The sequence below is a fragment of the Nocardiopsis sp. NPDC006198 genome (assembly GCF_040613895.1).
GTDB classification, from domain to species: Bacteria; Actinomycetota; Actinomycetes; order Streptosporangiales; family Streptosporangiaceae; genus Nocardiopsis; species Nocardiopsis tropica.
On sequence record NZ_JBEXSY010000043.1, the window covers coordinates 1 to 18,386 of the forward strand.

Below are 18,386 nucleotides of genomic sequence, written 5' to 3' on the forward strand. Positions count from 1 at the left end.
TGCTGTCCTGTGGGGGCCCCTCCCGGGGCTCCTCCCCGGCCGGGGCCGGGGTCCCCGCACCGGCGGGCGCCGGGGGGGGGGCGGGGGGGGGGGGGGGGCCCTCGCCGCGCCGCGCCCCCCGGGTCTCTACTGCCAGAGGGCGGCGATGCCGCCCAGGGAGTTGACGGCCATGTACACGGTGAGCAGCCAGGCGACCGCGCCGATCGCGATCAGCCAGCGCGGGTAGCGGTAACCGCCCAGGAGGTCGTGGGAGCGGCGGGCCGCGACCCACAGCATGATGCCGAGGCCGACCGGGAGGATGACGCCGTTGAGCGCGCCGGCGAGGATCAGCAGCGTGTTCGGGGCCTGGCCCGACAGCAGGAAGATCGCCAGCGAGATGCCGATGAACACCGTGACCAGGACACCGCGGCGCTTCTCCAGCCAGGGGTGGAAGGTCGTCACGAAGGAGATCGAGGTGTAGGAGGCGCCGATGACGGAGCTGACCGCGGCGGCCCACATGATCATGCCGAACAGGCGCATGCCGACCTCGCCCGCGGCCTGGTAGAAGGCCTCGGCCGAGGGGTTGGGGGCGTCCATGATGGCGGCGCCGCCGCTGACGACGCCGAGGATGGCGAGGAAGAGCAGGACCCGCATGACGCCGGTGACGATGATGCCGGTGACGGAGGTCTTGGTGATGGCGCCGGCGTTCTCCTGGCCGCCCTGGCCCGCCTCGACGAGGCGGTGGACGCCCGCGTAGGTGATGTAGCCGCCGACGGTGCCGCCGATGATGGTGACGGCGGCGAGGAAGACGTCCGTGCCGAGCTGGTCCGGCATGACGGACTGGCGCAGGGCCTCGCCGACCGGGGGCCGGGAGACGATCGCGACGTACAGGGTCAGGGCGATCATCCCGACGCCGAGGACGATCAGGATGCGGTCGAGGGCGACGCCCAGCTTCTTCACGCCGAGGATGACGACGGCCAGGAGCGCGGAGAGGACGGCGCCGATCCTCGGGTCGAACCCGAGCATGGCGTCCAGGCCGAGGCCCGTGCCCGCGAGGTTGCCGACGTTGAAGATCAGGCCGCCGAAGACGATCAGGGCGGCCAGGAGGTAGCCGGCGCCGGGCAGCACCTTGTTGGCCAGGTCCTGGGCGCGCATGTCGGCGACGCCGATGACCCTCCAGATGTTCAGCTGGACGGCGATGTCGACGAGGATCGACAGGAGGATCGCGAACGCGAAGGTCGCGCCGAGCTGCGCGGTGAAGGTCGTGGTCTGGGTGATGAAGCCGGGGCCGATGGCGCTGGTGGCCATGAGGAACATCGCGCCGAGCAGGGTGCTGCTCACCGTGATCCGCCCGAGCCGGGGGCGCACCTTGGGGGGCGCGGGGGGCGTGTCGCCCATGGGACTCTCCAGGGAGTGCGAGAAGCGTGCCGTGGCGCGATGATCGACCACGCCGTCGTTGGATTGTTGAACAATACTTCAATCCTACGAGACGAGTAAAGGTGGCGTAAGCAAAAATCCCAGGTCACTGCTGTTACAGGGGACCACACTCAGCCCTCTGCGCCCCAGGGGTGTTCCACAAGCCCGCCAGTAATAGGCCCATTCATCCGACGAACGGATGCCTTGGAAGACCCGCCTCCCCAGAGGACCGGCGGGTCGGTCACAATGGAGTAACCGAACGCACCCCGAGGAGCACATGTGACGGCCACGGACGCCCACACCGACCGGACCCCCGGCCGCAGGCGCCCCCTGCCACCGCTGCCCACCCAGGCCGAGCGTGTCGCCGAACTGCTCCGCGAGTCCCTCATCGACGGCGCCTACCCCCCGCGGCAGCGCCTCTCCGAGGAGAGGCTGTGCGAGGAGCTGGGCGTCTCCCGCAACACCCTCCGCGAGGCCTTCCGGCTGCTGGTCCGCGAGCGCCTGCTCGTGCACCAGATGCACCGGGGAGTGTTCGTCGCCCACCCCACCAGCGAAGACGTCCGCGACCTGTTCAGGACGCGCCGCGTCCTCGAACTCCCCGCGCTACGGGGCGCGGTACGCCCCGGGGAGGAGGCCGTGCGCGCGGTCGGCTCCGCCGTGGACGAGGGCGAGGCCGCCCGCGACCGGGAGCGGTGGAAGGAGATGGGCACCGCCAACATGCGCTTCCACCAGGCCCTGGCCGGGCTCGCCGGGAGCGCCCGGGTCAACGAGTTCATGAGCCAGGTGCTCGCCGAGACCCGCCTCGTCTTCCACGTCATGGACGCCCCCCGCGAGTTCCACGCCCCCTACCTGGACTGGAACCGGCGCATCCACACCCTGCTGGCCGCGGGGGACGTGACGGGGGCCGCCGACGAGCTGGCCGCCTACCTCGACACCTCCGAGCACCAGCTCGTCACGGCCTTCACCGCCCGGGAGCGGGACGCCTGAACCACGCCCCGGCACCGCCCGCCCCCGGCACCTCCGGGGGCGGGGGATCCGGGTCCCCCCGGACAGCCTCGGACCGCCGCCGAATTGGGATGAATTGTCCACAGGTCTCGGGAAAACCGCGTGACGGAGGTCCCGAAGTGCCAGAATGAGGACCCGATGGAACTGAACGGACGCCCCGTCGGCACCGGGGAAATCGCGGGCCTCGCCCTGTACGGGTACGGCCACTTCACGACCATGCTCGTCACCGACCTGCGGGTGCGCGGCCTCGACCTGCACATGGAGCGGCTGGCCCGGGACTGCCGGACCCTGTTCGGCACCGAGCTGGACGTCCTCCGGGTCCGCGAACTGGCCCGGAGGTCGGCACGCGCGCACCCGTCGCCCTCCGTGGTACGGGTGACGGTGTTCGACCCCGGCATGGACCTCGCCCGCCCGGCCTCGCGGCGGCCTCCGCAGATCCTGGTCACCACCCGGCCGGCCCCGGCCCCGGACGGGCCCCCGGCGCCGCTCCGCCTGGGCACCCGGCTGTTCGCCCGGGACACCCCCCGGGTCAAGGGCACCGGGATGTTCGGGGCGATCCGCCAGCGGCGCTCGGCCCAGCTGGACGGGTTCGACGACGCCCTCTTCACCGGGGTCGACGGGCGCGTGTCGGAGGGCCCCACCTGGAACATCGCGTTCCTGGACGGCGGCGGCGTGGTGTGGCCCCAGGCCCCCTGCCTGCCCGGGGTGACGGCCCGCCTGGTGGACCGCGCCGCCGACTCCCTGCGGATCCCCGTGTCCACCCGGCCCGTCGCCGGGGCCGCGAGCACCCGCGTGTCGGGGGCCTTCGTCACCAACGCCGCCACGGGCGTGCGGCCGGTCACCTCCATCGACGGGGTCCACCTGCCGCAGTCGGCCCTGATCCGCAGACTGGCCGACGCCTACCGCGCCATCCCCGGCGACGCCCTCTAGCCGTCGGGGACCGAGGGGCGCGCGGCCCCTCCCCCGCGGTCCTGCGCCGCAGGCGAGGCCGGGCTCCGACACCGGCCAGGGGTACAGGACCGTCCGGGCCGGGGTCCCCCACGCCCGGCCGGCACCGGTCCCGGCCGGCCACGAGCCGGTGGGGACCTCCGGCGGCCGACCGCCCCCACCGGGCCCCGGGGCCCGGGGAGCACCGGGGCCCGGGGACCCTATCCCCGCCGGTCCGCCGGGGCGGTCCCGGCGGCCACGGCCGGCCTGCCGGCCCGCCCCGGCCACCACACACGCGGTCCCACGTCCAGGGACAGCGCGGGCACCAGCAGGGTGCGGACGATCAGGGCGTCCACGAGCACGCCGAACGCCACCAGGAACGCGAGCTGGAGCAGGAACAGCAGCGGGATCACCGCCAGCGCCGCGAAGGTCACGGCCAGGACCACCCCGGCCGACGTGATCACGCCCCCCGTGACGGTGAGCGCCCTCAGCACGCCCTCCCGGTGCCCGTGGACCAGGGTCTCCTCCCTGGCCCGGGACATCAGGAAGATGCTGTAGTCGATGCCCAGCGCGACGAGGAACACGAACGCGAACAGCGGGACCACCGGGTCCGCTCCGGGCAGGCCGAGCAGGTGTTCGAAGACCAGCGTGCCCACGCCGAGCGCGGCGGCGAAGGACAGCACGTTGGCCGCCATCAGCAGCAGCGGAGCCACCAGGGAGCGCAGCAGCGGGATCAGGACGAGGAAGACCACGACCAGGACGAGGGGGACGACCACGGAGAAGTCGCGCTGGGCGGTCTCCAGGGTGTCCAGGTCGGTGGCGGTCACACCGCCGACCAGGGTGTCGGCGCCCTCGACCCCCCGCAGGGCGTCACGGAGGCCGCCGACGGCGGAGACCGCCTCGGACGACTCCGGGGGAACGGAGAGGGTCACCTCGACCAGGACGCGCCCGTCCTCCACCAGCGGCGGGGCGTCGGCCCCGGGCGGTCCGGGCTCGGTCACCGCGACCGCCTCCTCCACCTCGGGGAGGTCCTCCGCGGCGGCGACGACCTCGTCGAGCCGGTCGGCGTCGGCGACCACGAGGGCGGGGGCCGCCCCACTGGTGGGACCGAAGCCCCGGGTGAGCTCCTCCTGGGCCTCGACCGCCTCGACCTGCGTGCGGAACACCTCGGACTGGCCGGTCCCCCCGGCGTCGAACTGGGGGGCGAACACGGCCGCCGCCGCCAGCAGGACGGTGGTGCCGATCCAGTAGGCGCGGGGACGGCGCGAGACCGTTCCGGCGATCCGGCCCCAGAAGCGGTGCCTCGCGATGACCGCGTCGAGGCCCTCCTCCCCCGGCCCGTCCCCGGCCGCCGCGCCGTCACCGGGCCGGCGCGGGGCGGACGGCCAGAAGACCGCCCTTCCGCAGAGGGCGAGCACGGCGGGCAGGAAGGTCATGGCGGAGAACAGGGCCGCGGCGACGCCGATGGCCACGACCGGGCCCAGGCTGCGGGTGGACGCCAGGTCGGCCGCGAGCAGGCAGAGCAGGCCGAGGATGACGGTCCCCCCGGAGGCCAGGACCGGCCCGGTCACTCCGCGCACCGCGGCCAGGACGGCCTCGGGGACGCGTTCGCGCGTGGTGAGCTCCTCCCGGTAGCGGGCCACGAGGAGGAGCGCGTAGTCGGTGCACGCACCGACGACCAGGATGAACAGGATGCCCTGGCTCTGCCCGTTGAGGCTGACCAGCCCGGTGTCCGCGGCCAGGTAGACGAGCGCCCCGGACAGGCCGAGGGCCAGCAGGGAGGCGAGGACGACCAGGACCGGCAGCAGGGGCGACCGGTAGACGGCCACGAGGATGACCAGGACGGCGGAGACCGCCACGACGAGCAGGGTCGAGTCGATGCCGCCGAAGGCCGCGGTGAGGTCGGCCGCGTACCCGGCCGGGCCGGTGACCTGTGCCTGGAGCCCGGGGACCGGGTCGTCGGCGAGGAGCGCGCGGAGCTCGGCGACGGCGTCGCCGGTGTCGTGCCCCGGGTCGATCGCCACGGTGAACTGGGCGACGGAGGGGTCCTCCGTTCCGGGGAAGGGTCCGATCACCGGGCCGGCGGCCCAGGGTTCGCCGGCCACCCGCTCACCGACCCCGGCGACGGCGGCCAGGTCGTCCTCGGCGATGTCACCGCCCCCCGAGTAGACGACCACCGCCGGGACGGCCTCCTCGCGGTCGAACCCCTCGGCGATCTCGGAGACCTCGGTGGACTCGGCGCCCACCGGCAGGAACGCCCCGGGGTCGTTGGTCTGCACCTCGCCGAGCCTGCCCAGGAACATGCCGAGGGGGCCTGCGCCGAACAGCCACACGAGGGTGATCAGCAGCGCCGCCCCCGCCCACCAGCGGGGGCGGCGGCGTGGCCGGCCTTTGTCCTTGCGCACGGGACGGGTCCTTCCGTTGCTCCGATGTTCGACTCGAAATTAGAGTATCTTGGTTTTCGAGTCAATTTTGCGCACAAGAGACACGGCACCCGCCGCGAGGCGCCTCCCGCCCAGCACCGCCGGACCGGCCGACCGAGCAGCGGGTCAGCCGGTCCCGGCCTTCTCCGTCCGGGCCACCGCCTCCGCACGGGCGGCGATGTTGGCGGCCATCGACCCGAACACGATCCCGTGGAACGGTGTCACGGCCTTCCAGTACAGGTGGCCGAGGAGTCCCCGGGGGTGGAAGAGCGCCCTCTGGTGGTAGACCGTGCGCCCCTCCACCCGCCCGACCCCCATCTCCAGCCAGGCGGGGCCGGGGAGCCGCATCTCCGCCCTCAGGCGCAGCAGGGACCCCGGCACGACCTCCTCGACCCTCCAGAAGTCCAGCGGGTCGCCCACCCGCAGCCGGGAGGGGTCGCGCCTCCCCCGCCGGGGGCCCACCCCGCCCACGGCCAGGTCGATCCACCCCCGCGCCGCCCAGGCCAGGGGCCACGAGTACCAGCCGTTCTCGCCGCCGATCCCCTCGATCACCCGCCACACGTCCCCGGTCCCGGCGTCGACGTACCGTGCCCGGACGTCGGTGTAGAGGCTGCCCCCGGCCCAGTCCGGGTCCGTCGGCAGCGGGTCGGACGGGGCGCTCGGCCAGGCCGCCGACGACCACCGCGTGTCCACCCGGGACTCGTCCACCCTCCTCAGCGCGAGCCGCACGGCCTCGTCGAAGCCGATCCGGCGGTGGTCGTCCAGGTACTCCGACAGGTCGTCCTCCCCCGCGACGGCGTCGTGGCGCAGGGAGTCCACCAGCGGACGGGCGATCACGGGCGGCACGGGCGTGATCAGGCCGACCCACAGGCTGGACAGGCCCGGGGAGAGCACGGGCACGGGGATGATCACCCGTGCGGCGATGCCGGCGACCCCCGCGAAGCGCTGGATCATCCCCGCGTAGGTCAGGACCTCCGGGCCCCCGATGTCGAAGGTGCGGTCGACGCCCTCCGGCAGCTCCGCCGACTCCACGAGCAGCCTCAGCACGTCCCTCACGGCGATCGGCTGCACCCGGCTGCGCACCCACCGGGGCGTCGTCATGACCGGAAGGCGCTCGGTGAGGTGGCGCAGCATCTCGAAGGAGGCCGAACCCGAGCCGATGATCACCGCCGCGCGGAGCACCGCGGCGGGCACCGGCGACTCCAGGAAGACGTCGCCCACCTCCGTGCGCGAGGCCATGTGCGCGGACAGGTCCCCCTCCTCGGGAACGAGCCCGCCCAGGTAGACCAGCCGCCGCACGCCGGCCCGCTCGGCCGCCCGGGCGAAGTTGCGGGCGCCCTCCGCGTCGGCGCTCCCGAAGTCGCGCCCTCCCCCCATCGAGTGGACCAGGTAGTAGGCCGTGTCGATGCCCTCCAGCGCCCCCTCCAGGCCGTCGCCGGAGACGACGTCCCCCCGCAGGACCTCGACCCCGCTCCGCCAGTCGACGTCGCGGAGCTTGCCCGGGGTGCGCACGAGGCAGCGGACGGCGTGCCCCGCCTCGAGCAGTTCGGGCACGAGCCGCCCGCCGATGTACCCGGTCGCGCCCGTGACCAGGGTCCGGTGGGAGGGCGTCATCCGGTCGCCCCGAGCGTCCCGCGGTCGCGGCGGCGGCGCTCGCGCCGTTCCTCGCGGAGCCTGCGGTACGGGTTGTCGCCGGGCAGGTGGCCGCCGACGCGGCCGTACATGCCGAAGGTCATCACCATGAGGCCGACCACGAGGCTGAAGATGACGTTGGGCATCGAGAACGCCAGGATGTTGGGCCCCGCGCTCATGAGGTACAGGTTGACCAGTCCGCTGGCCACGAACCCGACCCCCACCACCGTGCAGACGGTCGAGGCGAAGGAGCCGCCCAGGACGGCGGCGCCCAGCAGCAGAGAGCCGATCGCGATCGAGAGGAAGCTGAGCGCGCCGTTGGTCGACAGGCCCGCGATCACCTCGCCCCGGGTGTCGAACAGCGGGAGCCTGACCATCAGGCCCGCGATCCCGAAGCCGACGAGCACGAGGCCCGTGAGCCCGGCCCCGACCCTGTAGACCGCGCTGAGACGGCGGTCCGCGGGACGTGTCGTGTCCAGATCCATGGTGCTGCCCCTTTCGGTGTCCTCCCAGCTAGAGTCATGTGTGAGTGGCGCACACCACAAGTCGCGTCGCTTTCGCAACGCTTGGGGCGCCATGTCCGACGCACTCACTCCCGGGGCGACCGCCCGCCTTCTCGGGGTCGCCCCCTCCACCCTGCGCAGCTGGGACCGCAGGTACGGGATCGGCCCCCGTGAGCGCAGTCCGGGCGGCCACCGGCGCTACGCCCCCGCCGACGTCGCCCGGCTCCGGGAGCTGTGCCGCCTGGTCGGCGAGGGACTCCCCCCGGCCTCGGCCGCACGCCTGGCGCTCGCCCCGGCCCCTCCCGTGCCCGCACCGCGGAGCGCCGCGCACCCGCGCGCCGGCCGGGAGGGGGACGCAGGAGCGGGATCCGCCGGCCCGGGGGACCGCCCGGCCTGGCGCCCGGGAGGGGACACCCTTCCGCTCGGCCGCGCCGGTCCCACCCTCCAGGGGATCGCCCGCGCCGCGATGCGTCTCGACGCCGACCTGGTCGAGGCCCTCCTGGAGGAGGCACTGGAGCGGCACGGCGTGGTGGCGGTCTGGGAGGAGCTCGCCATGCCCCTGCTGTACGGGATGGGCCGCAAGTGGGAGGACACCCTCCGCTACGTGGAGGTCGAGCACCTGCTCTCGTGGTGCGTGTCCTCCGCCCTGCGCCGCGTCCCGCCTCCCCGGGGGCGGGACCGCGGGGACGGGGAGGCGGGGGCCGCGGCGCGCGTCCGGCCGACCGTGCTCGCCTGCGGGCCGCACGAGATGCACTGCCTCCCGGTGGAGGCGCTGGCCGCCGCGCTCCGGGAGCGGGGCACGCCCCACCGGATGCTCGGCCCGTGCACCCCGGTGGAGGCGACCGTGCGGGCGGTGTGCCGCACCGGGCCCCGGGCCGTCGTGCTGTGGTGCCGCGGGGGCGGGACGGCCGACGCCGTCGCGCTCCGGAGCACGCTGCGGGCGGCGTCGGCGACCACGCAGTCCACGGCCGTGTACACGGCGGGGCCGGGGTGGCGCTCCGTGGACGCGGGCCCGGCGCCGGCCGACGGCCACCTCGACTCCCTGGCCGACGCCGTGCGGGTGCTCGCCCCGGGCGGGCCCCCGCCCGCGCCCGGCCCGCGGGGACCGTGACGCCGCCGGGTCAGGGGCGGCGGGCCGGACCCGCGCGCAGGGAGTGCCAGACGTGTTCGGCCGTCGTCAGGGACATCGCCGCGACGGGCGTGCTCAGGCCCATGGCCAGCTCCCGGTGCAGGCGCGAGCCGCCGTCGAGGAAGGCCAGCACGTCCCCGAGGCGGTTGGCCGCGAACAGCCCGGAGAAGAACTCCGCGCCCCGGACCCGGCCGGTGTCCAGGGCCCTCAGCATGACCGCGTCCATCACCAGGTGGCGGCGCCGGTGCGGCACCGGCGGCACGGGCACCCGCCCCTCCGCGAGCGCGCGGGCCACCGCCTCCGCCTGCCGCCGCACCCCGCTGAACGTGTAGCCGGTCGACGGCCGGGTGGCGCCCCCGGCCGTGCCCACCCGGAACACGCGGTTCCCGGCCCGGGTCCGGACCGGCGCGTCGGTCATCGGGATGACCCCCTGCTCCGCCGCCGTCACCTCCAGGCCGGACAGCCCGAGCAGGTCGCAGTACCGGCCGAGCGCGCGCTCGTACTCCTCGGTCGTGAGCGCCTCCCGGCCGAACTCCGTGTACTCCACCAGGGCCTCGCGCGAGGACAGGGGCAGCACGTAGCCGAAGGCGACCCCGTTCGCCGGCTGGGCCGGGCGCAGGTCCATCAGCACGGCCGCCCCGGGGTCGAAGGCGTCCCCGGGGGCGCGCACGAACCAGCCCCGGAAGTGCTGGAGCAGGTGGGTGCGCCCGCGCGGGGCGTCCCGGGGCGGCCGGGAGTCGAACACCCACTCCGCCGTGAGGGCCGCCGCCCCGCCGTCCGGCCGGTCCCCCTCGACCACGGCCTCCCCCCTCCCGTCCCGGACACCGGTCACCAGGAGCGGGAGCTGGTCCACGTGCTCGCCGGCCGTGGCGCGCACGTGCGCGTCCACGTCGGCCGACCGGAGCATCTTGTAGACGTAGGGCGCGGCCGGGGAGGAGTGGACCTCCCCGTCCGCCCCGACCACGGACAACCGGTCCCAGCGGGCGGCCAGCAGGCCGTCCCACGGCCCCCCGTCCGGTTCCCAGAAGCACCAGGTGCGCGGCGGCGGGGTGCGCGGCCCCGGCGGCGGCTCCACGAGCGCGACACGCAGCGGACGGCCGCGCCGGTCGTTGATACCGCGGAGCCGGTGGGTCAGGGTGAGCCCAGCGGCTCCCCCGCCGATGATCGCCACGTCGTAGTCGGCCATGCCCCCAGCATGCCCCTCGGGGCCGCCGCGATCACGCGGACACCCAGCCACTCCGGGAGGGACCCTCTGGACACCACCACGCGGGCGATGAAGGACGGCCCGGTCACCGACGAGTTCGACCACGCCGCCGGGGCCTACGACCGGCTGGTCGCCGCCAACCCCGGCTACCACGCCCACCTGCGCGTCTCGGCGCGGAGGCTGGGGCTGCCCGACCGGGGGCACGGGCTGCGCCTCCTCGACCTGGGGTGCGGCACCGGGGCGTCGACCGCGGCCCTGCTGCGCGAGGCCCCGTCGGCCCGGATCGCGGGCGTGGACGCCTCCCGGGGGATGCTGGACGCCGCCCGGGGCAAGCCCTGGCCGGACTCGGTGTCCTTCCACCGGGGGCGGGCCGAGGAGCTGACGCCCGCGTGGGCCGAGGAGCACCTGGGCGGCCCCGCCGACGCGGTCTTCGGCGCGTACCTGGTCCGCAACTGCCCCGACCCCGACGCCCTGCTGGCCACGGCGCGCTCCCTGCTGAGGCCGGGCGGCAGGCTCGTCCTGCACGAGTACTCCGTGGCCGACTCGGCGTCCGCGCGGGCCGTGTGGACCGCGGTGTGCTGGGGGGCCGTCATCCCGGCGGGGCGGGTCCTGACCGGCCGCGCCGACCTGTTCCGCTACCTGTGGCGGAGCGTGCTGGAGTTCGACGGCCGCGGCGCCCTCCTGGAGCGCATGCGCCGCGCGGGCCTGGAGTCGGTGGCCAGCGCGCCGCTGCCGGGGTGGCAGTACGGGATCACGCACACGTTCGCGGGCAGGCGCCCCCTCGGGGAGGGGGCCGCCGATGGGCGCTGACCGCCCCGCGGACGTCCGGGACCCGCGGGCCGAGTCCGTGGCCCCCGCCCCGCCGTCCGGCCCCCGGCCGGAAGCCGCGCCCGCCGTTGCGGTGGTCGGGGGCGGCATCGCCGGGCTGGCCGCGGCGTGCGCCCTGGCCGAGCGCGACACGGACGTGGTGGTGTACGAGCGGGAGGACTCCCTGGGCGGGCGGCTGAGGGGGTGGGGGACCACGCTCGGCGACGGGACCCCCGCCACCATGACCCGGGGCTTCCACGCGTTCTTCCGCCAGTACTACAACCTGCGCGGCCTGCTGCGGCGCGCAGACCCGGGCCTGGACGGGCTGGTCCCGCTCGCCGACTACCCGCTGGTGCACCGGGACGGGCCGCGCGACCGCTTCTCGGGCCTGCCGTCCTCCCCTCCGTGGAACGCCGCGGTCCTCGCCGCGACCAGCCCGAGCTTTCCGCCGCGCGACCTGGCCCGGGTCAACGTGCCCGCCGCCCTGCAGCTGCTGGACGTGGACGTGCCGGGCGTGTACGAGCGCCTCGACCACCTGAGCGCACGGGACCTGCTGACGGCGGTCCGCTTCCCGCCGAGGGCGCGGCACCTGGCGTTCGAGGTGTTCACCCGGAGCTTCTTCGCCGACCCGGGCCGGTTGTCGGCCGCCGAGCTGGCGGTGATGTTCCACCTGTACTTCCTCGGCTCGTCCGAGGGCCTGGTGTTCGACGTGCCGGCGTCGCCGTTCCCGCAGGCCCTGTGGGATCCGCTGGAGCACCGCCTGGCGGAGCTGGGCGTGCGCTTCCGGACCGGCGCCCCCGTCGAGGGGGTGCGGCCCGGCCGGGGGCGCAGGTTCGCGGTGCGGTGCGGGCCGGACGGCGGTCCGGACGCGGAGTTCGACGGGGTGGTTCTGGCGGCCGACCCTCCCGGGGTCCGCCGCCTGGTCGCGGGGTCCCCGGACCTGGGGGACGCGGGGTGGCGGGACCGGCTGGCACGCCTGGAGTCCGCTCCCCCGTTCCTGGTGTCGCGCTACTGGCTCGACCGCCCCGTGCGACCGCACCGGCCCGCGTTCCTGGGGACCGCGGGGTACTCCGCGCTGGACAACGTGAGCGTGCTCGACCGGTACGAGGACGAGGCGCGCGGGTGGGCGCGGCGCACCGGCGGCTCCGTGGTGGAGCTGCACGCCTACGCCCTGCCCGAAAACGCCGACCCGGAGCGCGAGCGGGCGCGGCTGTGGGAGCAGGCGACAACCGTCTACCCGGAGCTGGGGGCCGCCGGGGTCGTGGACTCGCGGCACGAACTGCGCGCGGACTGCCCGCTGTTCGCCCCGGGGAGCCACCGCGACCGCTGCGGTGTGGCCACCCCCGATCCGTTCCTGGTCCTGGCGGGGGACCACGTGCGCACGGACCTGCCCGTGGCCCTGATGGAGCGCGCGGCGACCAGCGGCATGCTGGCGGCCAACGCCCTGCTGGCCCGCTGGGGGCGGGAGGGGCACACCGTGTGGACGGTGCCCCGGCGGGGCCGTTCGGCTCCGCTGCGCTCGCTCGCGCGGTGGGCCCGGCACGCCCCGCGCTGACCCGGGCCGACCGGGGCTCCGGGGCCGGGAACCGCAGGTCGGGGGCGGACGCCCGGGCGGGGGCCTCGCCGCCTCCGGGCCCGGAGGCGGCGCCCGCACGCCGGACACCCCGCCTCTCGGGGGACCGGACGGCCTCGGCACCGGTCGGCCCGCAGCGGTCCGGACGCCCCGCCGCGCGGGGGAGCGGGGCCGGGGGGTTCAGCCGGGCCAGCGGCCGGAGGAGCGCAGGAGGTACCGGCGCTCCGCGTAGGCGAGGTCGTCGCGCCACAGGCGGCGCGCGGCCATGCGCATGGCGGGGCGCACGACCGCCCCCGCCACCCTGCGGGCCAGCGCGAACCCCACCCGGTCGGACGTTGCCACGGTGGCCTCGACGACCGCCGTGCGCGGCACGCCGCGGTCGTCGACGCCGAGCGGGGTGGCGTGGGTCTCCACCACGCTCCCCAGCCCCTCCCCCTCGATGACGCGCATGACCACGGTGCGCGGCTCGGGGCACGTGAACTCGGCGCGCACCGGCACCCCGAGGCGGCCCGCCACGCGGAACCCCACGTCGACCACCATGCGGTCCGGATCCGGGTCGGGTCCCTCCGGCACCTCGGTCACCGTCAGTCCCACGAACGAGTACGGGTGGAACCACGAGCCGTGCCAGGGGTCCAGCCGGTTGGCCACCACGTCCTCCGGCTCGCACCGCCCCGCCAGGCTCTCCACCGCCGCGATCGAGGCGGCCGCCGCCGGGCGCTCGGGGACGACCGGCGCGTCGAGGGGCTCCTCCCCGCCCTCCCGGTCCAGGCGCACCCACACGAGGACCCCGTCGTCGTGCACCGGGTAGGGGCTCCACCCCGGAAAGCCCTCGGCCCCCAGGGAGAGACCGTGCCAGCGGCACACCAGGCTCCCCCCGGTCACGGCGCCCCGGCAGAGCGGGGCCCCCAGGTGCGGGCACGCCCCCGGCCCGGCGTGGGCGGCGCCGTCCGGGGTGCGCCAGGCCACGAGTTCGGCGCCGGCGACGACGCGGCCGAAGGGCCGGTCGGCCCGCACCTCGCTGCTGGCGGCCAGCACGAACCAGTTGCCGGACGGCCTGGCCAGGGCACGCTTGAGAGCCGCCCCGATGACGGCGGGCGACCCCTCCCGCCAGGTGGGCCTCTGCCCGCTCCAGGCGACGGCGGGCATCCGGCGCAGCGGGATGCGCCGCGGTTCGGGGTCGGGAAGCGTCACGGGGTCCTCCTCCTGGTGGTGTCCGCCGCGCTCAGCCGGACCGGGGGCGCGGCACGGAGCGGGCGAGCAGGGAGCGTGCGAGGGCGGGTACGGCCGCGGCGACCTTGCGGGCGTCGGAGACCCGGTGGCGGGTGCTCCACACGTCGAAGTCGGCCGCGCTGATCTCGTCCAGGATCGCCCGGTAGAGCCGGAAGGCGGTGGCGACACACGGGCGGGACACCGGTGAGAGCATCGCGATGCCGGGTTCGGCCTCCCGGTAGACCCCCCGGTTGACCTCGACGAGGTCGGCCACGGCGGCACGGGCGCGCCGGTCGGGCGCCCGTACCCGCGCGCAGTGCTCCAGGAGTTCCCGGTCCACGCCGTGCGCCCCCAGGACGTCCGCGGGCAGGTAGACCCTGCCCCGCCCCAGGTCGTCCGCCACGTCGCGGAGGAAGTTGGTGAGCTGGAAGGCCTCGCCCAGCGCCGCCGCGTGCGGGGCGGCCTCCGCCCGGGGCGCCACCGTCCCCAGGACCGGCAGGACCTGGAGCCCGATGACCGCGGCCGAGCCGTACATGTACTCGCGCAGGTGCTCCAGGTCGCGGTAGCCGGTGACGTCCAGGTCCATGCGCATGGAGTCCATGAACGCGGTGAAGTAGCCGGCGGGCAGTCCGTAGCCCTCGACGGTGTGCGCCAGGGCGCGCAGCACGGGCTCCCGGGGCTCCCGGCCCGACAGCGCGCGCCCCAGGTCCGCGCCGACGGCGTCGAGCCGGCCCCGCAGGTCCGCGGCGGTGGCGCCCGGGGGCGGTTCGTCCACGATGTCGTCCACCCAGCGCGCGAACCCGTACAGCGCGTGCACCGCGGGCCGGCGCTCCGGCGGCAGGACCCTCGTCGCCGTGAAATAGGTGCGCCCGTGGCGCGCGTGCAGGTCGCGGCAGAGCAGGTAGTCCCCGCGCAGCCGGTCCGGGCCGATGCCGGCGGCGTCGAGTTCGGCGGTCGCGGCCCCCCTCATCGCCGCCCTCCCCCCGCCAGCACCCGCGCGGCGGCGAGCTTCCCGGAGATCAGCACGGTCGGCAGGCCCACGCCCGGTCTGGTCCCGCAGCCCGCCAGCACCGCGTTGGAGGTGCCGGGGACGGTGTTGCCCGGGCGGAAGGGCCCCGTCTGCGCGAAGGTGTGCGAGAGGGAGAACGGGGTGCCGTGGGCCAGCCCCTGGCGCGCCCAGTCCGCCGGGGTGACGAGGTGCTCGGTCCGGACCGAGGCGTCCAGGCCGTCGAGGCCCCGCTCCTCCAGCGTCCGCACCAGGCTGTCCCGGTAGCGCGGCCCCTCCCGGTCCCAGTCGACGTCCCCCGCGGCGAGGTTCGGGGCCGGGGCGAGCACGTAGAGCAGGTGCCGCCCCTCCGGCGCCAGCGCGGGGTCGGTGCGGGTGGGCTGGGTGACGAGCAGGGAGGGGTCGCTCATGGTGCGCCCCTCCCGGATGATCTCCGAGAAGGTGCTCTCCCAGGCCGCGCCGAAGGAGATGGTGTGGTGCCCCAGGGCGTCCCAGGTGCGGTCGGTGCCCAGGTGGAGCACGACGGCGGAGGGCGAGTGGCGGATCCGGACCGGGCGGCGGGGCTCGTGGCCGAGAAGGCGGTGGGCGGCCGGCAGGTCGGCGGTGAGCACGACGTGGTCGCAGGCCAGGCGATCGCCCCCCTCGGTGACCACGGCGGTGACACGGTCGCCGCTCCGCTCCAGCCGGGTGACGGCCTCCCCGTAGCGGACGGCGCCCCCGGCCTTCGTGAACGCCCCGGCCAGGGCGTCCCCGAGCGCGCGCATCCCTCCCCGGGGGAAGTACACCCCGGCGACGGTGTCCATGTAGGCGATGACGGCGTAGGCCGCCAGGGCGCGCTCCGGCGCCACCCCCGCGTACAGGGACTGGAAGGAGAAGATCCGCCGCAGGCGCTCGTCCCGGACGCGGCGCCCGACCGCCGGGGCCAGCCGGCCGAAGCCGCCCAGCGCCGCGAGCCGGACCAGGTCGGGCCGGACCAGGTCGAGCGGCGAGTCGCACCGCGCGTCGATGAACGAGCGCATCTCCACCCGGTACAGCCTCGTGAGCCAGTCCCGCAGCCGGAGGTAGCCCTCGGCCTCGCGCTCCCCGGCCACGCGCGCCACCTCGGCGGCCATGGCCTCGCGGTCGGTGTGCACGTCGATCACGGAGCCGTCGGCGAAGGCCGCCCGGTAGGCGGGGCTGAGCGGCACGAGGTCGAGCCTGTCCGCGGTGCTCTCGCCGACGGCGGCGAGCGCCTCGTCGAGGAGTTCGGGCATGGTGAGCACGGTGGGGCCGGTGTCGAGGCGGAAGCCGTCCAGGTCGAGCCGTCCGGCGCGCCCGCCCGGGTGCGGTTCGCGCTCCACGACGACGACCTCGCGCCCCGCCCCCCGCAGGTGCAGGGCGCAGGCCAGGCCGGAGAGCCCCGCGCCGACGACGACCACGCGTCCGGTCCCCGGGGCCGGTCCGCGTCCCGCCGCCCGGGTACGGCCGCTCATACCGGGTCCGTCCCGGTCCGGGCGGCGAGTCCGCGCAGGCCCTCCAGGACGGCGGGGTCCAGGTCGAGCCCGTCCAGCCTGCCGGCCCCCCGTGCCGCCAGCTCCCGGCACCGGCCCCGCACCAGGTCGCGGGCGCCGAGCCGCTCCAGGGCGTCGGCGACCTCGGCGGGGTCGGCGCCGGCTCCGACACGGGAGAGCAGGTCGCTCGCGGCTGCGTCCCCCCGCTCCCCGGCCAGCCGCACGCCGGCCGCGAGGAGGAGCGTGCACTTGCCCTCGCTGATGTCCTCGCCCACGGGTTTGCCCGTCCGGGCGGTGTCGCCGTAGACGCCCAGGAGGTCGTCCCTGAGCTGGAAGGCGGTTCCGACGTCCCGTCCGTAGCCGCGCAGGGCGTCCACCGTGGCCCCGTCCGCCCCGGCCATGGCCGCGCCGAGGTGGAGGGGGCGCTCGACGCTGTAGGACGCCGTCTTGAGCAGGTTCATGCGCAGCGCGGTCCCCTCGGAGCGGTCGCGTCCGGCCTGGGCGCGGACGTCGAGGAACTGGCCCGCCATGATCTCGGTGCGCAGGCCCCGCCAGACCGCCCGCGCCCCGCGCGGCCGGGACAGGCCGTCCAGCGCCTCCTCGAACATGTCGTCGGCCCAGACCAGCGCCAGGTCCCCCACCAGGACGGCGAGCGCCTCGCCGTACCGCCGGGGCTCTCCGCCGTACCCGTTCTCCTCGTGCTCCGCCATGTGGCGGGCGTGGACCGAGGGCCGGCCCCGGCGGGTCGGCGACCCGTCCATCACGTCGTCGTGGACGAGGGCGCAGGTCTGGATGAGCTCCAGGGCCCCGCAGGCCTGGAGGGCGGAGCGGGCCCGCTCCCCGCCGGGGTCCCCGCCGCCGGCCGTCCACCCCCACCAGGCCAGCAGGGACCGCATCCGCTTGCCCCCTGCGAGGGTGAAGCGGACGGTCTCGCCCGCCAGGTCGCGGCCGAACGCCGCGTCGATGCCCTCCGACTCGCGGAGCCGCCGGTGGAGGTAGCGGCGCAGGGCGTCCTCCAGCGCCGCGCGGTGTCCCCCGACCGCGGCGTCGTGGCCTTCTCTGTGGGTGTTCAGGAGCGGATTGACGGCTTCCTCCCGGGGTCGTGCCTCCGGACTTCCCGAAATGACTCGTATTCTGTGAATCTTGTTAAACGAAACACTTCCCGGGATGCGGCGTCCCAACCATGTCCGCCCCCGGGAACACGGCCGCCGACCGGGAGGGCCCCGGCACCGCGCCCCGTAGACTCACAGGGGAGATCGGACGAACCGATCACGCCAGCGCGAGAGAGAGACCATGGACGCCGTTCCGGCCGCACACTCCGACGGGCTCCTGGACGCCCGCGACGGGGATGCCGAGAGCCGGTCGCGAGGTGAACTCTACGAGTCCCTCCAGAGCGACGGGCAGCGACTCGCCGTGCGGCTGATCCGCCTGCTGCACCGCATGGCGGACAGCTCGGGCATGAACCCCACGGACTTCCAGTGCTACACGCTGCTGCGGGTCAGCGGTTCCATGACCCCCGGCGAGATCGCCGAGAGCCTCTGCCTGTCCACCGGCTCGGTGACCGGGGTCGTCGACCGGCTGGAGGCGCACGGGCTCGTGGAGCGCACCCGCCATCCGCGGGACCGGCGCAAGGTCGCCGTCCGGCTGACCGCGGGAGCCGAGCGCCTGGCCGCCTCCACCGCCCCCGGCATGCGCGCCGCGATGACCGCCCTGCACGCCGACTACACGCTGGAGGAGCTGACCGTGATCACGGACTGGCTGGACCGCGTGGGCACCACCCTGGACGGCCTCACCGAGAGCCGCGGGTAGCCGCCTCCCCCGGGCACCGCACACGACATGCCGGGGATGTCGTGGACCCCGGCGCCCCGGAAGCCTCCCCGAGCACCGCAGGATGACATGGGGTGACATATCACCTCACCATGCGCGATGACGCTCAAAACACCAACACTCCGCGATCACACGGTTCCTTTGCGCCGGTGCGCTCCGCCCCTACCATCCCACGGAAACACGTCCGTGGCCGGAGGAGCTGCAGAGACCGGCCAGTCAACGGCGCACCCGTCCCACCGGGGCCGGGAAGGAGCCA

General features: G+C 75.6%; 15 protein-coding genes. 6 read left to right on the forward strand and 9 right to left on the reverse strand.

From position 1 onward, the window contains the following. Nucleotides 1–126 precede the first annotated feature (126 nt). Nucleotides 127–1,377, reverse strand: a complete 1,251-nt coding sequence (locus ABZ234_RS23880; RefSeq protein ID WP_355013509.1) for an NRAMP family divalent metal transporter — start codon at nucleotides 1,375–1,377, stop codon at nucleotides 127–129. A 297-nt stretch (nucleotides 1,378–1,674) separates the two neighbouring features. Here ABZ234_RS23880 and ABZ234_RS23885 point away from each other — a divergent pair, with 297 nt between their 5' ends. Further along, on the forward strand, nucleotides 1,675–2,382 hold the full coding sequence (locus ABZ234_RS23885) for a GntR family transcriptional regulator (protein WP_267948471.1): 708 nt from the start codon (nucleotides 1,675–1,677) through the stop codon (nucleotides 2,380–2,382). 156 nt (nucleotides 2,383–2,538) lie between these two features. After that, entirely contained in the window at nucleotides 2,539–3,330 is a 792-nt protein-coding gene (locus tag ABZ234_RS23890) for an aminotransferase class IV family protein (protein ID WP_355013510.1), read from the forward strand. Between the two features lie 218 nt (nucleotides 3,331–3,548). On the opposite strand, the gene ABZ234_RS23895 is transcribed toward ABZ234_RS23890, so the two are convergent. The 3 genes from ABZ234_RS23895 to ABZ234_RS23905 all read right to left on the reverse strand — a co-directional run bounded on the left by ABZ234_RS23895 (nucleotide 3,549) and on the right by ABZ234_RS23905 (nucleotide 7,867). Then, on the reverse strand, nucleotides 3,549–5,732 hold the full coding sequence (locus ABZ234_RS23895) for an MMPL family transporter (RefSeq protein WP_355013511.1): 2,184 nt from the start codon (nucleotides 5,730–5,732) through the stop codon (nucleotides 3,549–3,551). 144 nt (nucleotides 5,733–5,876) lie between these two features. Further along, complete coding sequence (locus ABZ234_RS23900) at nucleotides 5,877–7,364, reverse strand: SDR family oxidoreductase (protein ID WP_355013512.1); 1,488 nt, start codon at nucleotides 7,362–7,364, stop codon at nucleotides 5,877–5,879. Beyond that, nucleotides 7,361–7,867 (reverse strand): DUF4383 domain-containing protein, encoded by a 507-nt coding sequence (locus tag ABZ234_RS23905; RefSeq protein ID WP_344183971.1) that lies wholly within the window; start codon nucleotides 7,865–7,867, stop codon nucleotides 7,361–7,363. The genes ABZ234_RS23900 and ABZ234_RS23905 overlap by 4 nt, the downstream gene beginning before the upstream one ends. Before the next feature lie 91 nt (nucleotides 7,868–7,958). Here ABZ234_RS23905 and ABZ234_RS23910 point away from each other — a divergent pair, with 91 nt between their 5' ends. After that, complete coding sequence (locus tag ABZ234_RS23910) at nucleotides 7,959–8,996, forward strand: MerR family transcriptional regulator (protein ID WP_355013513.1); 1,038 nt, start codon at nucleotides 7,959–7,961, stop codon at nucleotides 8,994–8,996. Between the two features lie 10 nt (nucleotides 8,997–9,006). Here ABZ234_RS23910 and ABZ234_RS23915 read toward each other — a convergent pair whose 3' ends face one another. Next, nucleotides 9,007–10,200, reverse strand: coding sequence for a lycopene cyclase family protein (locus ABZ234_RS23915; protein WP_355013514.1), 1,194 nt, complete (start codon nucleotides 10,198–10,200; stop codon nucleotides 9,007–9,009). 66 nt (nucleotides 10,201–10,266) lie between these two features. Between ABZ234_RS23915 and ABZ234_RS23920 the strand changes: the two genes are divergently transcribed. Beyond that, nucleotides 10,267–11,028: a class I SAM-dependent methyltransferase gene (locus ABZ234_RS23920; RefSeq protein ID WP_355013534.1), complete on the forward strand. Its 762-nt coding sequence runs from the start codon at nucleotides 10,267–10,269 to the stop codon at nucleotides 11,026–11,028. Next, nucleotides 11,018–12,580 carry an FAD-dependent oxidoreductase gene (locus tag ABZ234_RS23925; protein ID WP_355013515.1) on the forward strand — a complete coding sequence of 521 codons (1,563 nt, stop codon included), beginning with the start codon at nucleotides 11,018–11,020 and terminating at the stop codon, nucleotides 12,578–12,580. The genes ABZ234_RS23920 and ABZ234_RS23925 overlap by 11 nt, the downstream gene beginning before the upstream one ends. A gap of 198 nt (nucleotides 12,581–12,778) precedes the next feature. On the opposite strand, the gene ABZ234_RS23930 is transcribed toward ABZ234_RS23925, so the two are convergent. Genes ABZ234_RS23930 through ABZ234_RS23945 form a run of 4 tightly spaced genes read right to left on the reverse strand, consistent with a single transcriptional unit; the run spans nucleotide 12,779 to nucleotide 17,376 of the window. Then, nucleotides 12,779–13,789: a DUF5914 domain-containing protein gene (locus ABZ234_RS23930; RefSeq protein ID WP_355013516.1), complete on the reverse strand. Its 1,011-nt coding sequence runs from the start codon at nucleotides 13,787–13,789 to the stop codon at nucleotides 12,779–12,781. Between the two features lie 31 nt (nucleotides 13,790–13,820). Then, a complete protein-coding gene (locus ABZ234_RS23935; RefSeq protein ID WP_355013517.1) occupies nucleotides 13,821–14,777 on the reverse strand; it encodes a phytoene/squalene synthase family protein in 957 nt (318 codons plus the stop codon). Continuing rightward, complete coding sequence (gene crtI / locus ABZ234_RS23940; RefSeq protein ID WP_355013518.1) at nucleotides 14,774–16,285, reverse strand: phytoene desaturase family protein; 1,512 nt, start codon at nucleotides 16,283–16,285, stop codon at nucleotides 14,774–14,776. Before crtI ends, ABZ234_RS23935 begins: the two co-directional genes overlap by 4 nt. Continuing rightward, nucleotides 16,282–17,376, reverse strand: a complete 1,095-nt coding sequence (locus ABZ234_RS23945; protein WP_355013535.1) for a polyprenyl synthetase family protein — start codon at nucleotides 17,374–17,376, stop codon at nucleotides 16,282–16,284. Before ABZ234_RS23945 ends, crtI begins: the two co-directional genes overlap by 4 nt. A gap of 220 nt (nucleotides 17,377–17,596) precedes the next feature. Between ABZ234_RS23945 and ABZ234_RS23950 the strand changes: the two genes are divergently transcribed. Next, nucleotides 17,597–18,112: a MarR family transcriptional regulator gene (locus tag ABZ234_RS23950; RefSeq protein ID WP_355013519.1), complete on the forward strand. Its 516-nt coding sequence runs from the start codon at nucleotides 17,597–17,599 to the stop codon at nucleotides 18,110–18,112. The last annotated feature ends 274 nt before the right edge of the window (nucleotides 18,113–18,386 follow it).